General features: G+C 67.5%; 16 protein-coding genes and 3 pseudogenes. 13 read left to right on the top strand and 6 right to left on the bottom strand.

Annotation, left to right across the window (positions count from 1 at the left end; all coding sequences use genetic code 11):
* Window positions 1-173 (top strand): annotated as a pseudogene (locus AC1DXK_RS26425) (IS630 family transposase); the annotation flags it as partial.
* A gap of 94 nt (window positions 174-267) precedes the next feature.
* Here AC1DXK_RS26425 and AC1DXK_RS26420 read toward each other — a convergent pair.
* Window positions 268-765, bottom strand: a complete 498-nt coding sequence (locus AC1DXK_RS26420) for a YagU family protein (RefSeq protein ID WP_457108645.1) — start codon at window positions 763-765, stop codon at window positions 268-270.
* A 186-nt stretch (window positions 766-951) separates the two neighbouring features.
* Between AC1DXK_RS26420 and AC1DXK_RS26415 the strand changes: the two genes are divergently transcribed.
* A complete protein-coding gene (locus tag AC1DXK_RS26415; RefSeq protein ID WP_457108644.1) occupies window positions 952-3,036 on the top strand; it encodes a methyl-accepting chemotaxis protein in 2,085 nt (694 codons plus the stop codon).
* A 266-nt stretch (window positions 3,037-3,302) separates the two neighbouring features.
* Here the strand turns inward: AC1DXK_RS26415 and AC1DXK_RS26410 are convergent, their stop codons facing one another.
* On the bottom strand, window positions 3,303-3,728 hold the full coding sequence (locus AC1DXK_RS26410; protein ID WP_457108643.1) for an organic hydroperoxide resistance protein: 426 nt from the start codon (window positions 3,726-3,728) through the stop codon (window positions 3,303-3,305).
* Window positions 3,729-3,816: 88 nt separating this feature from the next.
* A complete protein-coding gene (gene ade, locus AC1DXK_RS26405; protein WP_457108642.1) occupies window positions 3,817-5,538 on the bottom strand; it encodes an adenine deaminase in 1,722 nt (573 codons plus the stop codon).
* 127 nt (window positions 5,539-5,665) lie between these two features.
* On the opposite strand from ade, the gene ilvD reads away from it, so the two are divergent.
* On the top strand, window positions 5,666-7,495 hold the full coding sequence (ilvD, locus tag AC1DXK_RS26400) for a dihydroxy-acid dehydratase (RefSeq protein WP_457108641.1): 1,830 nt from the start codon (window positions 5,666-5,668) through the stop codon (window positions 7,493-7,495).
* Here ilvD and AC1DXK_RS26395 read toward each other — a convergent pair whose 3' ends face one another.
* From AC1DXK_RS26395 to fcl, 3 genes are all read right to left on the bottom strand, one after another.
* On the bottom strand, window positions 7,496-8,173 hold the full coding sequence (locus AC1DXK_RS26395; protein WP_477299455.1) for a GDSL-type esterase/lipase family protein: 678 nt from the start codon (window positions 8,171-8,173) through the stop codon (window positions 7,496-7,498).
* A gap of 3 nt (window positions 8,174-8,176) precedes the next feature.
* Window positions 8,177-9,199: an SGNH/GDSL hydrolase family protein gene (locus AC1DXK_RS26390; protein WP_457108639.1), complete on the bottom strand. Its 1,023-nt coding sequence runs from the start codon at window positions 9,197-9,199 to the stop codon at window positions 8,177-8,179.
* A gap of 73 nt (window positions 9,200-9,272) precedes the next feature.
* Entirely contained in the window at window positions 9,273-10,244 is a 972-nt protein-coding gene (gene fcl, locus AC1DXK_RS26385) for a GDP-L-fucose synthase (protein WP_457108638.1), read from the bottom strand.
* Between the two features lie 275 nt (window positions 10,245-10,519).
* Between fcl and AC1DXK_RS26380 the strand changes: the two genes are divergently transcribed.
* The 10 genes and pseudogenes from AC1DXK_RS26380 to AC1DXK_RS26335 all read left to right on the top strand — a co-directional run.
* Entirely contained in the window at window positions 10,520-11,176 is a 657-nt protein-coding gene (locus AC1DXK_RS26380; protein WP_457108637.1) for a hypothetical protein, read from the top strand.
* Between the two features lie 234 nt (window positions 11,177-11,410).
* A pseudogene (locus AC1DXK_RS26375) lies at window positions 11,411-11,506 on the top strand (hypothetical protein); the annotation flags it as partial.
* 36 nt (window positions 11,507-11,542) lie between these two features.
* Window positions 11,543-12,025 carry a hypothetical protein gene (locus tag AC1DXK_RS26370; protein WP_457108636.1) on the top strand — a complete coding sequence of 161 codons (483 nt, stop codon included), beginning with the start codon at window positions 11,543-11,545 and terminating at the stop codon, window positions 12,023-12,025.
* A 77-nt stretch (window positions 12,026-12,102) separates the two neighbouring features.
* Window positions 12,103-13,626, top strand: a complete 1,524-nt coding sequence (locus tag AC1DXK_RS26365; RefSeq protein WP_457108635.1) for a phytoene desaturase — start codon at window positions 12,103-12,105, stop codon at window positions 13,624-13,626.
* Complete coding sequence (locus AC1DXK_RS26360) at window positions 13,607-14,683, top strand: phytoene/squalene synthase family protein (protein WP_457108634.1); 1,077 nt, start codon at window positions 13,607-13,609, stop codon at window positions 14,681-14,683. The genes AC1DXK_RS26365 and AC1DXK_RS26360 overlap by 20 nt, the downstream gene beginning before the upstream one ends.
* Window positions 14,684-14,705: 22 nt before the next feature.
* Window positions 14,706-14,834 carry a hypothetical protein gene (locus AC1DXK_RS26355; RefSeq protein ID WP_457108633.1) on the top strand — a complete coding sequence of 43 codons (129 nt, stop codon included), beginning with the start codon at window positions 14,706-14,708 and terminating at the stop codon, window positions 14,832-14,834.
* A 237-nt stretch (window positions 14,835-15,071) separates the two neighbouring features.
* Complete coding sequence (locus tag AC1DXK_RS26350) at window positions 15,072-15,263, top strand: hypothetical protein (protein ID WP_477299454.1); 192 nt, start codon at window positions 15,072-15,074, stop codon at window positions 15,261-15,263.
* Window positions 15,264-15,341: 78 nt separating this feature from the next.
* On the top strand, window positions 15,342-15,467 hold the full coding sequence (locus tag AC1DXK_RS26345; protein ID WP_477299453.1) for a hypothetical protein: 126 nt from the start codon (window positions 15,342-15,344) through the stop codon (window positions 15,465-15,467).
* Window positions 15,468-15,513: 46 nt separating this feature from the next.
* A complete protein-coding gene (locus AC1DXK_RS26340) occupies window positions 15,514-15,792 on the top strand; it encodes a hypothetical protein (RefSeq protein ID WP_477299452.1) in 279 nt (92 codons plus the stop codon).
* A 3-nt stretch (window positions 15,793-15,795) separates the two neighbouring features.
* A pseudogene (locus AC1DXK_RS26335) lies at window positions 15,796-16,162 on the top strand (methyl-accepting chemotaxis protein); the annotation flags it as partial.

Raw genomic sequence — 16,162 nt, 5'->3', positions numbered from 1 at the left:
GTCCCGAGTTCAATCCGATCGAGCAGATCTTCGCCAAGCTCAAGCACCTGCTGCGAACCGCAACCGCCCGCACCGTGCCCGACCTCTGGGTTGCTATCCGCGAGGCCTTCACCCGCTTCACCCCAGACGAATGCCGCAACTGCATCACCGCCGCCGGATATGAGGGCGACTAGGCCGTCGCTACATAGGTGGGAACAGCTCTAGTTGGGTGCGCGGCCACGCAGAGTCTCGAGGCGACCGGCTTGGTTGGAGGCATGGGCGCCTGCTTCAAGCCGGCGATATCCTCACCAAGTCACGCCGGACGATCTCGATGGTCCAAGCCCAGAGCAGGTGCCCGAACACCTCCGAGAACATCTCGTGGGCTGACATGTCCCAATTTTGGGGCGCCCAGCCACCCAACGGCAGCAGGATTGCGTGGAACAGGAGGGTGATGACCAGCCCGAAGGCCAGTCCTTGCCCCAGCGTCACGATCGGGAATGTTGTCGCGAGCAGGCAATAAAGCAGGCCGAAGACGATCGAGAAGCCCTGGTGCATTAGCGCGACGCCGTAATTGATGACGTGGCCGGTAAAGACGTAGGTCATGGCCTCGGCGTTCAGGCCAAGCGCCTTGAGGATGGCGAAGGGCGGCGAAATGCGGCCAGCCTCCCGGGGCGGGAATGGGATCTCGGATCCCCACTTGACGAAGCTCGAAAGATTCCCGCCGAGAAATCCTGCCCAAGCCAGTTTTGCGTAATCCGCAACATTTTCTTTTGTCGCTTGTTTCACCAATTCGTCCTCCGCATATGATCAAATATTGATAGGCATAATTGATAAATGTCGTGAAAATTTCTGACCCAATGTTTATACCAAGAAAGATGCCGTATCAATTATCTGTACGATCGTTTTACACCAAAAATTTGCGAATTTGTTGTAGGAACAACCTAAAGATTTTCGTCGATTGCAGAGGTTATCATGAAAATATCGACTTTGATTGTTGTCTTGTCTGGATGCATCAGTGCGGTATGCGTGACTGTTGCCGCTAAGATGGAGATCGAGGAGTATCAATCCTACAGCAATAGCGTCAGCGCATTGACGGGTGCTACCGCGGCGTTGAAGATCCTTGGCGCTTCGACGCGGATCTCGAAGGAGCGCGGGCCTACCAACAACTTTCTCGGCAGTGAGAGACCGGTGCCGGATGCTATCGAGCAGGCCCTCAGCGCGGCCCGGACCGACACCGATGCAGCCCTGCGAGAGGCCAGCCTCGCCATGTCGACACTGCCCGAGCGGTGGGGAACCAAGGCCGCCGGGGCCGTCGCCGATACCGTTCGGCACCTCGCCACCGTACGGCGGCAGGTCGATGCCCTGACGGCTCAAGCTAAGGCACACCGATCTCAAGACGCGGTGGCGGGGATCGTGAAGGCCATGATCGCCGTCCCGCCGACGCTCGACGAGGCGTTGAATGCCGTGGACGATGCGACATTGTCGGCCGATCCGAGCCTGGGCTCCTGGCTGACGTTGGCCCGGACCGCGACGGAGTTGCGTGACTTCGCGGGTCAGATCGGATCCGTATTCACCCCTGCTCTCGTAACAAAGCGGCTCATGACGGACGAGGAGGTCGGTCACTACAATCGATTGACCGGCTATGTCGACGCGCAGATGCGGCAGATCCTGCTTGCCCGCGGGAAAATCGGTGATGATCCACGTGTCGATGAGCTCGTGAAAAACATGTGGACGCAATATGTCGAAGTCGGCGAGAAATTGGCCGCGGATATTGTAGGCCAAAGCTTGGATGGCCGAGCAACTACCATGACGGTGCAGGACTTTGCCGCGCGTTACGTCCCGTCCATGAATTCGATCATCGACCTTCGCGATCGGTTGTTCGTCCGCATCTTCGACCTGATCGACGCTCGCATCGCCTTGGCTCGGACGCGGTTCGTCCTCTTCCTGCTGAGCGGTGGCGCGGTGCTCATGATATGCGGCGGCGTGATCGTGGTGTGCATCCGGAAGATCTCGATGCCGATCCGCCGCATGGCGCAGGTCATGAGCCGGATTTCAGACGGTGACACCAGCATCGCCGTTCCCGACACGAAAACGGAGAACGAGATCGGCGCGATGGCGGCGGCCGTGCAGGTCTTCAAGGATAATCTGATCCGCAGCCAACACCTCGAAATGGAGGCCGCTCAGGCTCGGGGGGCCGCCGAGGAGCATCGCAAACGCACCATGCGGGAGCTGGCCGACGGGTTCGAGGAGGCGGTCGGGAGCATCGTCGGCCGTGTCTCGTCGTCGGCCACAGAGCTGCAGGCCACCGCCCAGGCCATGACCGCCACCGCCGCAGAGACGGCCGGCCAGTCCACGACCGTGGCGTCCGCGGCCGAACAGGCCGCGAGCAACGTGAACACCGTGGCGCTCGCCGCCAAGGAACTCGGCTCGTCCCTGCAGGAAATCAGCCGGCAGGTGGACGGCTCGGCCAAGCTCGCGCAAGCGGCCGTGGACGAGTCGGATCAGACGGCTGCGCTGGTGCAGGAGCTGAGCGCGACGGTCGGGCAAATCGGCGATGTGGTCGGACTGATCTCATCGATCGCTTGGCAGACCAACCTGTTGGCGCTCAACGCCGCGATCGAAGCAGCCCGCGCCGGTGCCGCCGGCCGCGGCTTCGCGGTGGTCGCCGCCGAGGTCAAGGCGCTCGCCGAGCAGACGGCCAAAGCCACCGAGGAGATCGCAGGCCAGATCACGCGCGTTCAGGGCGTGACGGCTGAGGCGGTCGGTGCCATCGGGGCGATCACCGCGCGGATCCGGGAGATCAACGGCATGGCGGCCACCATCGCCGCCGCGGTGGAGGAGCAGGGCGCCGCCACGCAAGAGATCGTGCGCAACGTCGCTCAGGCTGCCACCGGCACGGACGAGGTGACGAGCAACATCACCGGCGTGGCCAAGGCCTCCGAGGAGACCGGTGCGGCTGCCGCGCAGGTCCTCAGTGCAGCGGACGAGTTGTCGCGCCAATCCGAGCAGCTCGGTGCAGAGGTGACGCACTTCCTCGCGACGGTCAGAGCGGGCTGAGGCTTGCTCTTGCCCCGATGGTGGCTCCAGGCGCCCGGCCGAGAATCAGGCTTGGCTGCCTTCGTCCCGGACCTGATCGTGCCGGCGCGATCCTCTGGAGCACCCGCCACCCGACGCGCGCCGCTGCCGACCGCGGCATCGATTGCGACCTGAAATGACGCTGTCTGCCTAGCGTCCCAGCGCTCCCAAAGGCGGCGCCGAGCGCGTCGCCCACGGATCATCAGGAGGCGGGCCTCGCCGATGCGAAGCCCGCACGAAACGCCGCCTCAGGCGAGCTTCAGCCCCACGTCGACGTTGCCGCGAGTGGCGTTGGAGTACGGGCACACTTGGTGCGCGGCATCCACGAGCTTCTGCGCGTCGGCGCGGTCGAGGCCCGGCAGGCTGATCGTCAGGTCGGCGGTGATGCCGAAGCCGCCCTCCGAGCGCGGACCGATGCCGACGTCGGCGGTCACGCTCGTCTCGGCCGGGACCTTCAGCTTCAGCGACGGGGCGACGGCCTTCATCGCGCCCAGGAAGCAGGCCGAGTAACCGGAGGCGAAGAGCTGCTCCGGATTCGCGCCCGGACCGCCCGCGCCACCGAGTTCCTTCGGGGTGGAGAGCTTCACCTCGAAGCTGCCGTCGGCCGTCTTGGCGGCGCCGTCGCGGCCGCCCGTAGCGGTGGCGGTGGTGCGGTACTTCACGTCTACGGACATGTCGATCTCCGATTTCAGGAAGTGAGTCGGCATCTAGGGGCCGGCTGGCATCCGCATAGCCCTCATTTATATTGCGCGCAATCTAATTTCAGGGATCGATGAGTGCGAAGCGGTCGACGTCCACGAGGCCGCGATCTGTGATCTTCAGGTGGGGTATGACGGGCAGCGGCAGGAACGCGACCTGAAGGAACGGTTCCGCGAGAACGACCCCGAGGTTCCGGGCCGCGGACCGCAGGGTCACCAGGGACTGGCGGATGCCGTCGAACGGCATCAGGCTCATCAGGCCGGCGACGGGAAGGGCGATCTCGGCGAGAACGCGCCCGCCTTCGACGACCACGAAACCGCCCTCGATCTCGCCGAGGCGGTTCACCGCGACGGCCATGTCGGCATCGTCCGCGCCGACGACCGTGATGTTGTGGCTGTCGTGACCGACCGACGAGGCGATGGCACCGCGCTTCAGGCCGAACCCCTTCACGAACGCCACGCCGATCCCGCGCGTGCCCGGTTGCGTCCGCCCGTGGCGCTCGATCACGGCGACCTTGATGACGTCTTGATCGAGATCGATCCGGCGCTGGCCGCCGGAATAGGGCAGGGTGAGGTCGTGACGCAGGGTGATGATCTTGCCCGGCACCACCCCGATCACCGGCGTCGACGGTCCGGAGCCGCCGGCGGCGAAATCCGCGGACGACACGCGCCGCGCCCGCACGCTGCCGCGGCCGATGGGCTCGACGGAGGCGCGCGCGTCGAACAGGGCCGCGTCCACCGGCCGCCCGGCGCTGAAGACCTGCGCGACGGCGCAAGTGGCGAGGTCGTCGAGGACGACGAGATCGGCGCGCTGGCCGGGCGCGACCAGGCCCCGGTCGTGCAGGCCGAAGGCCCGGGCCGCCGACCAGGAGGCCGCCCGGTAGGCGGCCAGAGGCGGCACGCCGAGCGAGATGGCGGTGCGGATGACGAAGTCGAGGTGGCCCTCCTCGGCGATGTCGAGGGGATTGCGGTCGTCGGTGCAGAAGGCGAGGAACGGCGCGGTCCGCTCCGTCAGGATCGGCGCGAGGGCGTGCAGATCCTTGCAGACCGACCCTTCGCGGATCAGCACGGTCATGCCCTTGGAGAGTTTCTCCATCGCCTCTTCCGGCGAGGTCGCCTCGTGCTCGGTGCGGATGCCGGCGGCGATGTAGCCGTTGAGGCCGAGGCCGCGCAGGAGGGGCGCGTGGCCGTCGATGTGCCGTCCCTGGAACAGAGCGAGCTTGTCCAGCACGCCGGGATCGCCCGCGAGAACTCCCGGGAAGTTCATGAATTCGGCGAGCCCGATCACCTTCCGGTGGCCGGCAAAGGCTGTGAGATCGTGTGCGTCGATCCTGGCGCCGGACGTCTCGAGATGGTCCGTGGCCGGCACGCAGGACGAGAGCTGGACGCGCAGATCCATCGCCAGGGTCTCGGAGGCGGCCAGGAACCACGTGAAGGCATCGGTGCCCAGGACGTTGGCCATCTCGTGGGGGTCGCAGATCCCCGTCGTGACGCCATGCGGCAGCACGCAGCGCTCAAATTCCTGCGGCAGCATCAGTGACGACTCGACATGGAAGTGGGTGTCGATGAAGCCCGGCACCACGACCTTCCCGGAGACATCGATTTCCCGGAGGCCGCGATACTGACCGAAGGTCCCGACGATGCGGTCGCCGCAGACCGCGATGTCGGAGGCGACGAGGTCGCCGGTCACGAGGTCGAGGAAGCGGCCTCCCTTGAGCACGAGATCCGCTTCGGCGCGGCCCTGCCCCTGCGCGATGATCCGCCGGAGGACATCAGCCTGTGTCATCGTGCCCCCAAAACCAGCCCTGCCATCCGCCAGAAGCATGCCACGGATCCGACCCGGTCGGCGACGCTTGCGGTCGCGGGATGGCGAGCGCAGAAGCCTGTCACCCTCGAACCAGTCGAAGTTCTCGATGCCCGCCTATCGTTCCCGCACCACCACCCATGGCCGCAACATGGCCGGCGCCCGCGGCCTCTGGCGCGCCACCGGCATGAAGGATTCGGATTTCGGCAAGCCGATCATCGCGGTGGTGAACTCGTTCACGCAGTTCGTGCCGGGCCACGTCCATCTCAAGGACCTCGGCCAGCTCGTGGCGCGTGAGATCGAGGCCGCCGGCGGCGTCGCCAAGGAGTTCAACACCATCGCGGTCGATGACGGGATCGCGATGGGCCATGACGGCATGCTGTACTCGCTGCCGTCCCGGGAACTCATCGCCGATTCCGTCGAGTACATGGTCAACGCACACTGCGCCGACGCGATGGTGTGCATCTCCAATTGCGACAAGATCACCCCCGGCATGCTGATGGCGACGCTGCGCCTCAACATCCCCACGGTCTTCGTCTCGGGCGGCCCGATGGAGGCCGGCAAGGTTCAGCTTCCGGGCATCACCAAGAAGGTCGATCTCGTCGACGCGATGATCGCGGCCGCCGACGACCGGATCTCCGACGAGGACGTCGCCGTCATCGAGCGCTCGGCCTGCCCGACCTGCGGCTCGTGCTCAGGCATGTTCACGGCGAACTCCATGAACTGCCTCACCGAGGCCCTCGGCCTCGCCCTTCCGGGCAACGGCTCGGTGCTGGCGACCCACGCCGACCGCAGGCGCCTGTTCGTGGAGGCCGGTCACCTCATCGTCGATCTCGCCCGCCGCCACTACGAGCAGGACGATGCTGGCGTGCTGCCGCGTGCCGTGGCGAACTTCAAGGCCTTCGAGAACGCCATGACCCTCGACATCGCCATGGGAGGCTCGACCAACACGGTGCTGCACCTGCTGGCGGCCGCCCACGAGGGCGAGGTGCCGTTCACCATGGCCGATATTGACCGGCTGTCCCGGCGCGTGCCGGTGCTCTGCAAGGTCGCCCCGGCGGTGGCCAACGTCCACATGGAGGACGTGCACCGGGCCGGCGGCATCATGGGCATCCTCGGCGAGCTCGACCGGGCCGGCCTGATCGACACCACGGTCGGCAACGTCTCGGCCGGGACGCTCGGCGGGGCGCTCGCCCGCTGGGACGTGCGCGCCGACCCGGCGGCGTCGGTCCGGACCTTCTACCGGGCGGCCCCCGGCGGCGTGCCGACCCAGGTTGCGTTCAGCCAGGAATCCCGCTTCGACGAACTCGATCTCGACCGGGAGGGTGGCGTCATCCGCGATGCCGCGCACGCCTATTCGCGGGATGGCGGGCTCGCCGTCCTCTACGGCAACCTCGCCGAGCAGGGCTGCATCGTGAAGACTGCGGGCGTTGACGCCTCGATCCTGACCTTCACGGGAACGGCCCGGGTGTTCGAGAGCCAGGACGCGGCCGTCGACGGCATCCTCAACGGCAAGGTCACGGCCGGCGAGGTGGTGCTGATCCGCTACGAGGGGCCACGCGGCGGACCCGGCATGCAGGAGATGCTCTACCCCACGAGCTACCTCAAATCGAAGGGGCTCGGAAAGGCCTGCGCCCTGGTCACCGACGGACGGTTCTCCGGCGGCTCCTCGGGCCTGTCCATCGGCCATGTCTCGCCGGAGGCGGCCGAGGGCGGGCTGATCGGTCTCGTGCGCGACGGCGACCCCATCGCCATCGACATCCCGTCCCGGCGCATTCACCTCGACGTCGATCAGGCGGAGCTGGATCGACGGCGCAGCGCCCAGGAGGCGGCAGGCTGGCAGCCGGCAAGCCCGCGCAAGCGCAAGGTGACCACGGCCCTACGCGCCTACGCCCTGCTGACGACCAGCGCGGCCCACGGGGCGGTTCGCCGGGTTTGATCAGCGGGCGCCGAGAACCAGGGCGGCGATAGCACCGAGGAGGGCTGCTGCCGCCAACGCAAGGCCGATCGCCCGCCGGCGGACGGGTGACTGCGTCCGTCCGCCGTGCTGCGGCGGCGGCGCCGCGATCCGACCGAGCGCGGTCAGCATCAGCGGCTCGATCGCCGCGTAGCCGGCCGGGCTCAGATGCAGCCCGTCGGTCCCGTATTCGGGCCGCAGGCCGCCGGTCTCCGTCGCCAGCACCGCGTGATAGTCGATGAAGGTCGCGTCGTGCTCGTGCGCATGGTCCCGCAGCCACCCGTTGACCGCCGCGATCATCGCCGGTGCGTCCTGAACCTCCGGATTCCAGGGGATGCGGTCGACCGGCATGATCGAGCCGATCCAGGCCTTCACGCCCAGGGCGCGCGCCTCATCGAGCATGCCGGCGAGGGTCCGGGCGATCTCCTCGGCCGGGACAAAGAATCCCTCGTTGCGGCCGATGTCGTTGACGCCGCACAGGAGGTGCACGCCCCGGGCGCCCGTCTCCTCGAGGTCGCGCCGGAACCGCATGGTGATCCAGCGCGCCGTCTGGCCGGACCCGCCGCGCGGGATCAGGTCATAGGCCTCGAACGTCCCGGCCCTGTGGAAGCCCCACAGTTCGGTAATCGAATCCCCGATGAAGACGATCGGCTCGGCCATTGCTCAGGCGGGATGCGCGGCCCCAATCACGGCGAGCACCTCCGCCTCGAGCCGGTCCGCCATCATCTGGCGCCCCTCCGAGGTCACGTGGACGATGTCGGTGAACAGGGCGCGAGAATCGCCTTCGAACAGACGGCTCAGGTCCCGCACCGCGAAAGCTAAGCCGGCCGCGTCGAGCCGGCCGAGGACGCTCTCGAAGCGCTCGTACTGGCGGTCGAGATAGGTCAGGAATGCGCCGGACGCGGCCGCCGTCTCCGCTCCCGCCAGGGCCTTCTTGCGCGCCACCGTAGGCTGCAGGAGGAACCGGACCGGCGCGCCGATCCCGGGCGCGAGCCGCGCCAGGCGCTTCAGCGCCAGCTCGAACTGCCGCACCACCTCCCACTCCCAGATGTCGGACTGCCAGTTCGTGAGCGACCGCAGGTTCTCGAGTCGGTTGAAGATCATTGCCTGCAGGCCGTCATACGACAGGGCCTCCGCGTCGTCGGCCGACTTCCTCGGATCGAAGAAGTAGTCGTAAAGGCTCTCGTTCGCGAAGTGGTTGTAGGGAATGCCGGCCCGCGGGTCGAAGCTCCAGGGCTGAAAGATATCCGTCGCGCCGCCGACGATCAGGATGACGTCGGGCTGGAGATCCATCAGCCGCGTCGTGATCAGGGCGATCATCTGGTTCAGACAGGCCGAGACGGAGCCGAAATTGTAGACGCGCGCGCCCGACCCGTGCGCCTGCTTCAGTCGGGTCTCCAGCCGGCCCGGCACCGTGTCGGCGAAGACCTGTCCGTCGATCAGGGTGCTGTCGCCGACGACGAAGACCCGCAGCGTCTCCGATGCGGTCCGCGTATCCGCATGCGCGTCGTTGCGGTAGCCGAGGGCGTCATAGCGCCAGCCCTGACCACCCGCTTCCGCGAGGGGCTTGCCGGCGAACTGCACATAGGGCGCGGGAAAGCGGCTGTTCGCGTCGAAGCTCGGGAAGCTCTGAAGGAACTTCCGCCGGCGCGCGTCGGCGCTGTCGTCGGGCGGCCGGTGGGCCATGATCCGTCTTCTCCCGGAACGGAGGATCGGTGGCGATGGGCTGGTTCAAGCCCGGGCTATGTCGGCGCTCCGCTCAGCTTCGGAGCGTGGCGTGGTTCTCCAGGAACCAGCCGTAGGTCTGGCGCAGGCCGTCCTCCAGGGCGATCTCGGGCTGCCAGCCCATGGCGCGAAGCCGCGACACGTCCATGAGCTTGCGCGGCGTGCCATCCGGCTTGGTCGCGTCGAACGCGAGCTGCCCTTCGTAGCCGATCACCCGCGCCAGAGCCTCGGCCAGTTGCCGGATGGTGCAATCCTCGCCGGTCCCGACGTTGATGTGGGACAGGTCCGGCCGCGTGTTCTGCGCGTAGACCGCGTCATCCATCTCCATCACGTAGACGCTGGCCCGCGCCATGTCGTCGACGTGCAGGAACTCGCGCATCGCGCGCCCGGTGCCCCATACGGTGACGCTCGCGCGCCCCTCCTGCTTCGCCTCGTGCAGACGGCGCATCAGCGCCGGCAGAACGTGGGCGTTCTCGGGGTGGAAGTTGTCGTTCGGTCCGTAGAGGTTGGTCGGCATGACGCTGCGGTAGCGCCGCCCATACTGGCGGTTGTAGCTCTCGCACATCTTGATCCCGGCGATCTTGGCGATCGCATAGGGCTCATTGGTCGGCTCGAGCAGCCCGGTCAGCAAGGCGTCCTCGCGCATCGGCTGCGGGGCGAGCTTCGGATAGATGCAGGACGATCCCAGGAACAGAAGACGGTCCACGTCGTGCGTGTGCGCGGCGTCGATCAGGTTTGCCTGGATCAGCAGGTTCTCGTGGATGAACTCGGCCGGGTAGGTGTTGTTGGCGTGGATGCCGCCGACCTTCGCGGCGGCGAGATAGACCTGATCGATGCGGTTCTCCGCGAAGAAGCGCCGCACCGCCGCTTGGTCCAGCAGGTCAAGGCTCCGCCGATCCGCCGTGAGGATCCGCGCGTGTCCCAGCTCACGCAGGCGACGCACGATCGCCGAGCCCACCATGCCCCGATGGCCCGCCACGAAAATGGTCTGACCCCGACCGTCCATCACGCGTCCGTTCCCTGCCGAAAGCTCGGATTTCCAAGCTCCTATAACCCCTTTGCGGCGCGATATCGCCGCGCAAACACGCGTTTTCTGAGGCGGCCGGCTCAGCTGCCGCGCGTGAAGGTGGGCAGGGTCGTCGCGCGGGAAAACAGCTTCAGAGATACAATCGAAAGTTGGATTAATCATTCTACCAGAAGCTGCATTCGTGCCTGCTTGACCACCTGAGGGATCAGGGTCGGTCCGGAATCGTGTTCGGCCGCGCAGCGATGGAGTCTCAAATGCGTCCCTCGACCATCGTCCCGGCTCTGCCGCGAACCGCGATGGCCGCGATCGCAAAGCCGCGCCTCGCGCGGATCACGCCGATCGCGGCCGGCCTCCTGATCTGCACGGCCCTGGCGACGCCGGCGCTCGCGCAGCTCCTGCGCGGAACGCTGGATACAACCACGAATGGTATCTTGGGCACCGGTATCACGATCGGATCCAGTTGCCCGCGCAGTGGCATCCTCGGGACTGGACTCAACGTCGGCACCACCAGCGGCGGCGGCATCCTCGGGACAGGCGTGACCGTCGGTACCACCGCACCCGGAACCGGGATCTTGGAGACCGGTCTCAACGTCGGGACGACCAGCGGCGGCGTACTCGGAACCGGCGTTCTGGTCGGGACGACCGGTCCGGGCGATGGACTTCTCGGCACCGGTGTCACACTCGGCACCGCGGGTACAACGGGCAATTGCGGTACCTGCGGTGGCCCCGGCGGCGGTGGAACTGGAGTGAGTGGAACCGGAGGGAGTGGAACGGGGGGCGGCTCCGGCCAGGGCATCCACTTCCTGACCGGCAACCTCACGCAATCGCAGGGTCAGACGGTCATCAGCGAGCTGAGGCTGTCCCAGCTCTCCAGCGTCACCGGCATCACTGCCAACAACACAAGCGGATAGACCGCGCCGATCGCCATCGGCAGCGACGCCCTTGCGGTCGGTTACGGATCCAGCGCAGCCTGAACGACATCGACGGCCGCGGGCACCGGCGCGAGCGCTGCCACCACCGGGAGCGTCGCCCTCGGCTACGCGGCCAGCGCCCAGGGGCTCGGCGGAACCGCCGCCGGTACGGCATCCGCTGCCTGCGGGGCCGGAAGCACCGCGCTCGGTTTCGTCGCCGGGGCGACCGGGACCGGATCCACCGCGATCGGCGCGGCGGCCTCGGCGGCCGGCAACAACAGCGTCGCGCTCGGCAACGGGGCGGCCGCCAATCAGGCCAACACGATCGCGATTGGGGACAACGTCAAGACGACGAACGCCAACCAAGTGGCGATCGGCAATGCTGCCAACACCTACACGCTGGCCGGGGTCGCCTCCCAGGCGAGCGCTGCCGCCCACAATGGCGTGACGGCCTTCGTCACCACCGACGCCAGCGGCAATCTCGCGGCCTCCGCCTACGGCCCGTCGACGATCGCCCGCCTCGGCAACCGGATCGATTCGGTCCAGGCGCAGGTCAACAACCTGGAGGCCAAGACCGACTCGGTTCAGCGCTACGCCATTCAGACCCGTAAGGAGGCTCGGCAGGGCGTCGCCATGGCCATCGCGATGGCGACGGCCCCGATGCCGTCTGCGCCCGGCAAGACCACTTGGGCCGCGAACGGTGCCACCTACCGCGGCGAATGGGCGGGTGGCATGGCCGTCGCCCACCGGTTGCCGACCTGCTGCGTTCCGATCGCCGTCACCGCCGGCGTCGCCTCTGGAGGCGACAATGCGGTCGGCGTCCGGTCCGGTCTGGCCGGTGAGTTCTGAGCGCACCGCGATACAGGTTCGGCGCAGGCGACATTTCGGCCTTGCGCGCCGTCAAACTGCCGCGGTAGTGTCAAGCAATGTTGACACTCGCGATCGACCATCGGGTTGCGCAAGAAATCGATCGGCGCCCCCACGCCGTCGTGGTCGGCTCCGGCTTCGGCGGCCTCGCGGCAGCCGTGCGCTTGGGGGCTCGGGGCTACCGCGTGACGGTGCTGGAACGCCTCGAGCAGCCCGGTGGCCGTGCCCGTGTCCACCGCCAGGACGGCTTCACCTTCGATGCTGGTCCGACGATCGTCACGGCCCCGCAGCTCTTCGCGGAGCTCTGGGAGTTGGCCGGGCACCAGCTCTCGGACGACGTGACGCTGGTCCCCATGGATCCCTTCTACCGGATCCGGTTCGCCGACGGCACGTCCTTCGCCTATAGCGGCGACCTGGAGCGGATGCGGGCCGAAGTCGCGCGCTTCGCGCCGGACGACGTTGAAGGCTATGAGCGTTTCATGGCTCACAGCCGGGCGGTCTGCCGCATCGGCTTCGAGCAACTCGGCCACGTCCCGTTCGGCAGCGTCGGATCGATGCTGAAGATCGCGCCGGACCTGCTGCGACTGTCGGGACACCGCTCGGTGCACGATGTGGTGGCGCGCTTCATCCGCGACGAGCGGCTGCGCACGGTCTTCAGCTTCCACCCCCTTCTGATCGGCGGCAATCCGTTCCGGGCCAGCGCCATCTACTGCCTGATCGCCGACCTGGAGCGGCGCTGGGGTGTCCATTTCGCCATGGGCGGGACCGGACAGCTGGTCGACGGGCTGGTGCGCCTGATCCGAACGCAGGGTGGGCGGGTACGCCTCGGGGTCGAGGTCGCACGCATCGAGGTGGATGAAGGCGCAGCCACGGGCGTGACGCTCACCAGCGGCGAGACCATCGCCGCCGACCTCGTGGTCTCGAACGCCGATTCGGCTGTGACCCATGCGCGCCTGCTGCCCGAGGCCAAGCGCTGGAGCCCGGGGCGATTCCGGCGCGCTCGCTCGTCGATGGGCCTGTTCGTCTGGTATTTCGGCACCAAAAGGCGCTATCCGGACGTGGATCACCATACGATCATGCTCGGGCCGCGCTATCGCGAGCTGCTGGCCGACATCTTCGACCGCAAGGTGCTGGCCGAGGATGCCAGCCTCTATCTTCATCGGCCGACCGCCACCGATCCGAGCCTGGCGCCCGCAGGGTGCGACGCCTTCTACGTGCTGGCGCCCGTGCCGAATCTCGCGGGCGGCCAGGATTGGCAGACCCTCGCCGAACCGTACCGGCACCGGATCGCCGCGATGCTGGAGGCAAGCGTGCTGCCTGGCCTGTCCGAGGCCATCGTCACTTCGAAGGTGACGACGCCGCTGGACTTCCAGGACGATTTCCTGAGCTACCGCGGCTCGGGTTTCGGCCTGGAGCCGGTGCTGACCCAGTCGGCGTGGTTCCGTCCGCACAACCGGTCGAGCGCGATCCGCAACCTCTATCTGGTCGGTGCCGGCACCCATCCGGGTGCGGGGCTGCCCGGCGTGCTCTCCTCCGCCCGCATCCTCGACAGCGTGGTCCCCGATGCCCGCGTTACCGCCTGAATTCGCCGCCGCGGCGGACCGGACCGCCTGCCGGGTCGCGATCCGCGCCGGCTCGAAAAGCTTCTTCGCCGCCGGCCAGCTGCTGCCGGGCGATGTGCGCGAGGCCGCTTACGGCCTCTACGCCTTCTGCCGTCTGTCAGACGACCTGGTCGACGGGGCGGAGAGCCCATCCGACCGACGCGGTGCCGTCGCGCGGCTCGAGGCACGGATTGGCCTGGCTTATGCCGGCAGCCCGGCCGATGCCCCGGCCGACCGGGCGTTCTCGGAAATTGTTGCCGCCTACGCGATCCCGGAGGCGCTGCCGCGCGCCCTCATCGAAGGGTTCGCCTGGGACGCCGAGGGCCGGCGCTACGCGGACCTCGGCGCCCTCCACGCCTACGCGGCGCGGGTCGCCGGATCGGTTGGGGCGATGATGGCGCTGATCATGGGCACGCGGGATCCCGACGCCCTGGCCCGCGCCTGCGATCTCGGCGCGGCCATGCAGCTCACCAATATCGCGCGCGACGTGGGCGAGGACGCCCGGATGGGTCGCCTCTACCTGCCGCTGGACTGGATGCGGGCTGCGGGGCTCGATCCGGACGCGTTTCTCGCAAATCCGCAGCCGAGTCCGGCCTTGTCCGCCGTGGTGGCCCGGCTGCTCGGCGAAGCGGACGGACTCTACGCCCGCGCGGAGGCCGGGATCGCGGCCTTGCCTCGCGGCTGCCGGCCTTCGATCCGGGCGGCGGCCCTGATCTATGCCGAGATCGGCCGCGAGGTGGCCGCGCACGACCACGATTCCGTCCGATGTCGCGCCCGCGTCGGCACGGGCCGCAAGCTGGCGCTGATCGCCCGCGCGCTCCATGCGCCGGCGGACGCAGATTCCGCAGCCCTCGACGCTCCGCCCCTGGCGCAAACGGCATTTCTGATCGAGGCCGTCGCGCGCGACCCGCTCGTGCGGTTGCGTCAGCGTCCGGCGCTGCGGCCCTGGTGGGACGTCGGTGGCCGCGTCGTGCATGTCCTCGACCTGATCGAGCGGATGCGCGAGCGTGAGGCGTTCGGCCGCTCGGCGCCGTCGTGATCCTGGGGCGCGGAGACCTTCGGTGAGCGACGGATTGTTCGCCGCCTTCGATATCGGCCTCGTCTTCGCCCTGGCCCTCGGACTGGGCCTCTGGCAGCTCCTGGCGGTGCGCCGCAGCATTCGCCGCGATCGTGACGGCCGGTCGGACTGAAACGGTCGCGCCCGGAGACGCGCGAGTCCCGAGGGCGCGAACGCTGCAAAATGCGTTCGACTCCGGCACCGCGCTGCCTCTGTCTGCGAGCAAGTATCGGCTACGACATCGGAAACGGTGCTCGGCTCGACCGTCCTGTCATAAAATATTGCATCGCGCGATAACGTGATCCCCCGATGTGACCACCTATAAGGTTGTCCAAGTCGAAGCTGTGAAAGACCGACGTTCGTATAACGGATGTTCATTCGCGCGGAGCGCCATCCTCTCTCTCCCGCGCCGACCCGGTCAACGCGCCCGCATCTTTCACTCAAGACATCGCTCGCCGCTGCCTTTGGCCTTCTGGCCCTCATCGCCGCATGCCAAGGCGTGCTGTCGATCGCCAAGCTCGTGGGTATCCGGCGCCGCATCAGCGAGGTCGCTACCAACTGACTGCCGTCGGTCGTCGCGGTAAACGAGATCCGGGCGGCGGCATCGGAATTGCGGATCAAGCAATTGCGTTTGCTCATCTTGTCCAGCACCCCCACGCGACTGGCTGAGAATCAGGCGGCGCTGATCAAGACGCACGACAAGCTCGCCCAGGCGCGGACAAGCTACGAACCGCTCATCTCCTCGAACGAGGAGCGCGCTCTATGAAGCGTTCGCCGTCAGCTGGACACGTTTCGCGCAAGCAGACGCCGAAATGGGTCGTCTGATGGAAGTGGGCGAGACCAATTTGGCTCTCAGGCTCATGGGCGGTGCCGAGACTGCGAGCCTCTATGACGACGCCTGCGCCAACCTTGCGCGGGATGTCGCCCTCAACGAGCAGGGGTCCGGTCGTGAAGCGGATGCATCGTTGATCGCGGACGATGCTGCCATGCAGGCCGCCTGTGTCGCCGTCGTGTTGGCGCTCGCTGCCGCCTGCGCGGCCGCCGCCTTCGGTCTGCTGCGGGTCTCTCGACCGATCCAGACCATGACGTAGGCGATGAGCGGGCTGGCCGGCGGGGATGTGCAAGCGGCGGTGCCCTACCGGCAGCGTCGCGACGCGATCGGATCCATGGCCGCGGCCGTCCAGGTGTTCAAGGACAACCTCGTCCGGACCCGCCAGCTCGAGGAAGAGACGCCGCAGGCGCGCATCGCCGCCGAGGAGCAGCGCAAGGTCGGGATGCGCCAGATGGCGGATCGTTTCGAAGCTGCCGTCGGTGGGATCGTCGGGATGGTCTCATCGTCGGCGACCGAACTCCAGGCGACCGCCCGGGCCATGTCGGCCACGGCGTCCGAGACGTCGAGCCAGTCGACCACGGTGGCGGCCGCCGCCGAGGAAGCCGCCTCCAACGTCAATACCGTGGCGG

The organism is Methylobacterium sp. P3_A11, assembly GCF_056403155.1.
This window is presented reverse-complemented; position numbering and strand designations above follow the sequence as displayed.

Coding starts and splice junctions, on each gene's coding strand:
- AC1DXK_RS26390 (WP_457108639.1), bottom strand. CDS start 9,199: ATGGCCCACCGGCCGCCCGACGACAGCGCCGACGCGCGCCGGCGGAAG.
- ilvD (WP_457108641.1), top strand. CDS start 5,666: ATGCCCGCCTATCGTTCCCGCACCACCACCCATGGCCGCAACATGGCC.
- AC1DXK_RS26415 (WP_457108644.1), top strand. CDS start 952: ATGAAAATATCGACTTTGATTGTTGTCTTGTCTGGATGCATCAGTGCG.
- fcl (WP_457108638.1), bottom strand. CDS start 10,244: ATGGACGGTCGGGGTCAGACCATTTTCGTGGCGGGCCATCGGGGCATG.
- ade (WP_457108642.1), bottom strand. CDS start 5,538: ATGACACAGGCTGATGTCCTCCGGCGGATCATCGCGCAGGGGCAGGGC.
- AC1DXK_RS26410 (WP_457108643.1), bottom strand. CDS start 3,728: ATGTCCGTAGACGTGAAGTACCGCACCACCGCCACCGCTACGGGCGGC.
- AC1DXK_RS26360 (WP_457108634.1), top strand. CDS start 13,607: ATGCCCGCGTTACCGCCTGAATTCGCCGCCGCGGCGGACCGGACCGCC.
- AC1DXK_RS26380 (WP_457108637.1), top strand. CDS start 10,520: ATGCGTCCCTCGACCATCGTCCCGGCTCTGCCGCGAACCGCGATGGCC.
- AC1DXK_RS26365 (WP_457108635.1), top strand. CDS start 12,103: ATGTTGACACTCGCGATCGACCATCGGGTTGCGCAAGAAATCGATCGG.
- AC1DXK_RS26340 (WP_477299452.1), top strand. CDS start 15,514: ATGGGTCGTCTGATGGAAGTGGGCGAGACCAATTTGGCTCTCAGGCTC.
- AC1DXK_RS26395 (WP_477299455.1), bottom strand. CDS start 8,173: ATGGCCGAGCCGATCGTCTTCATCGGGGATTCGATTACCGAACTGTGG.
- AC1DXK_RS26350 (WP_477299454.1), top strand. CDS start 15,072: ATGTTCATTCGCGCGGAGCGCCATCCTCTCTCTCCCGCGCCGACCCGG.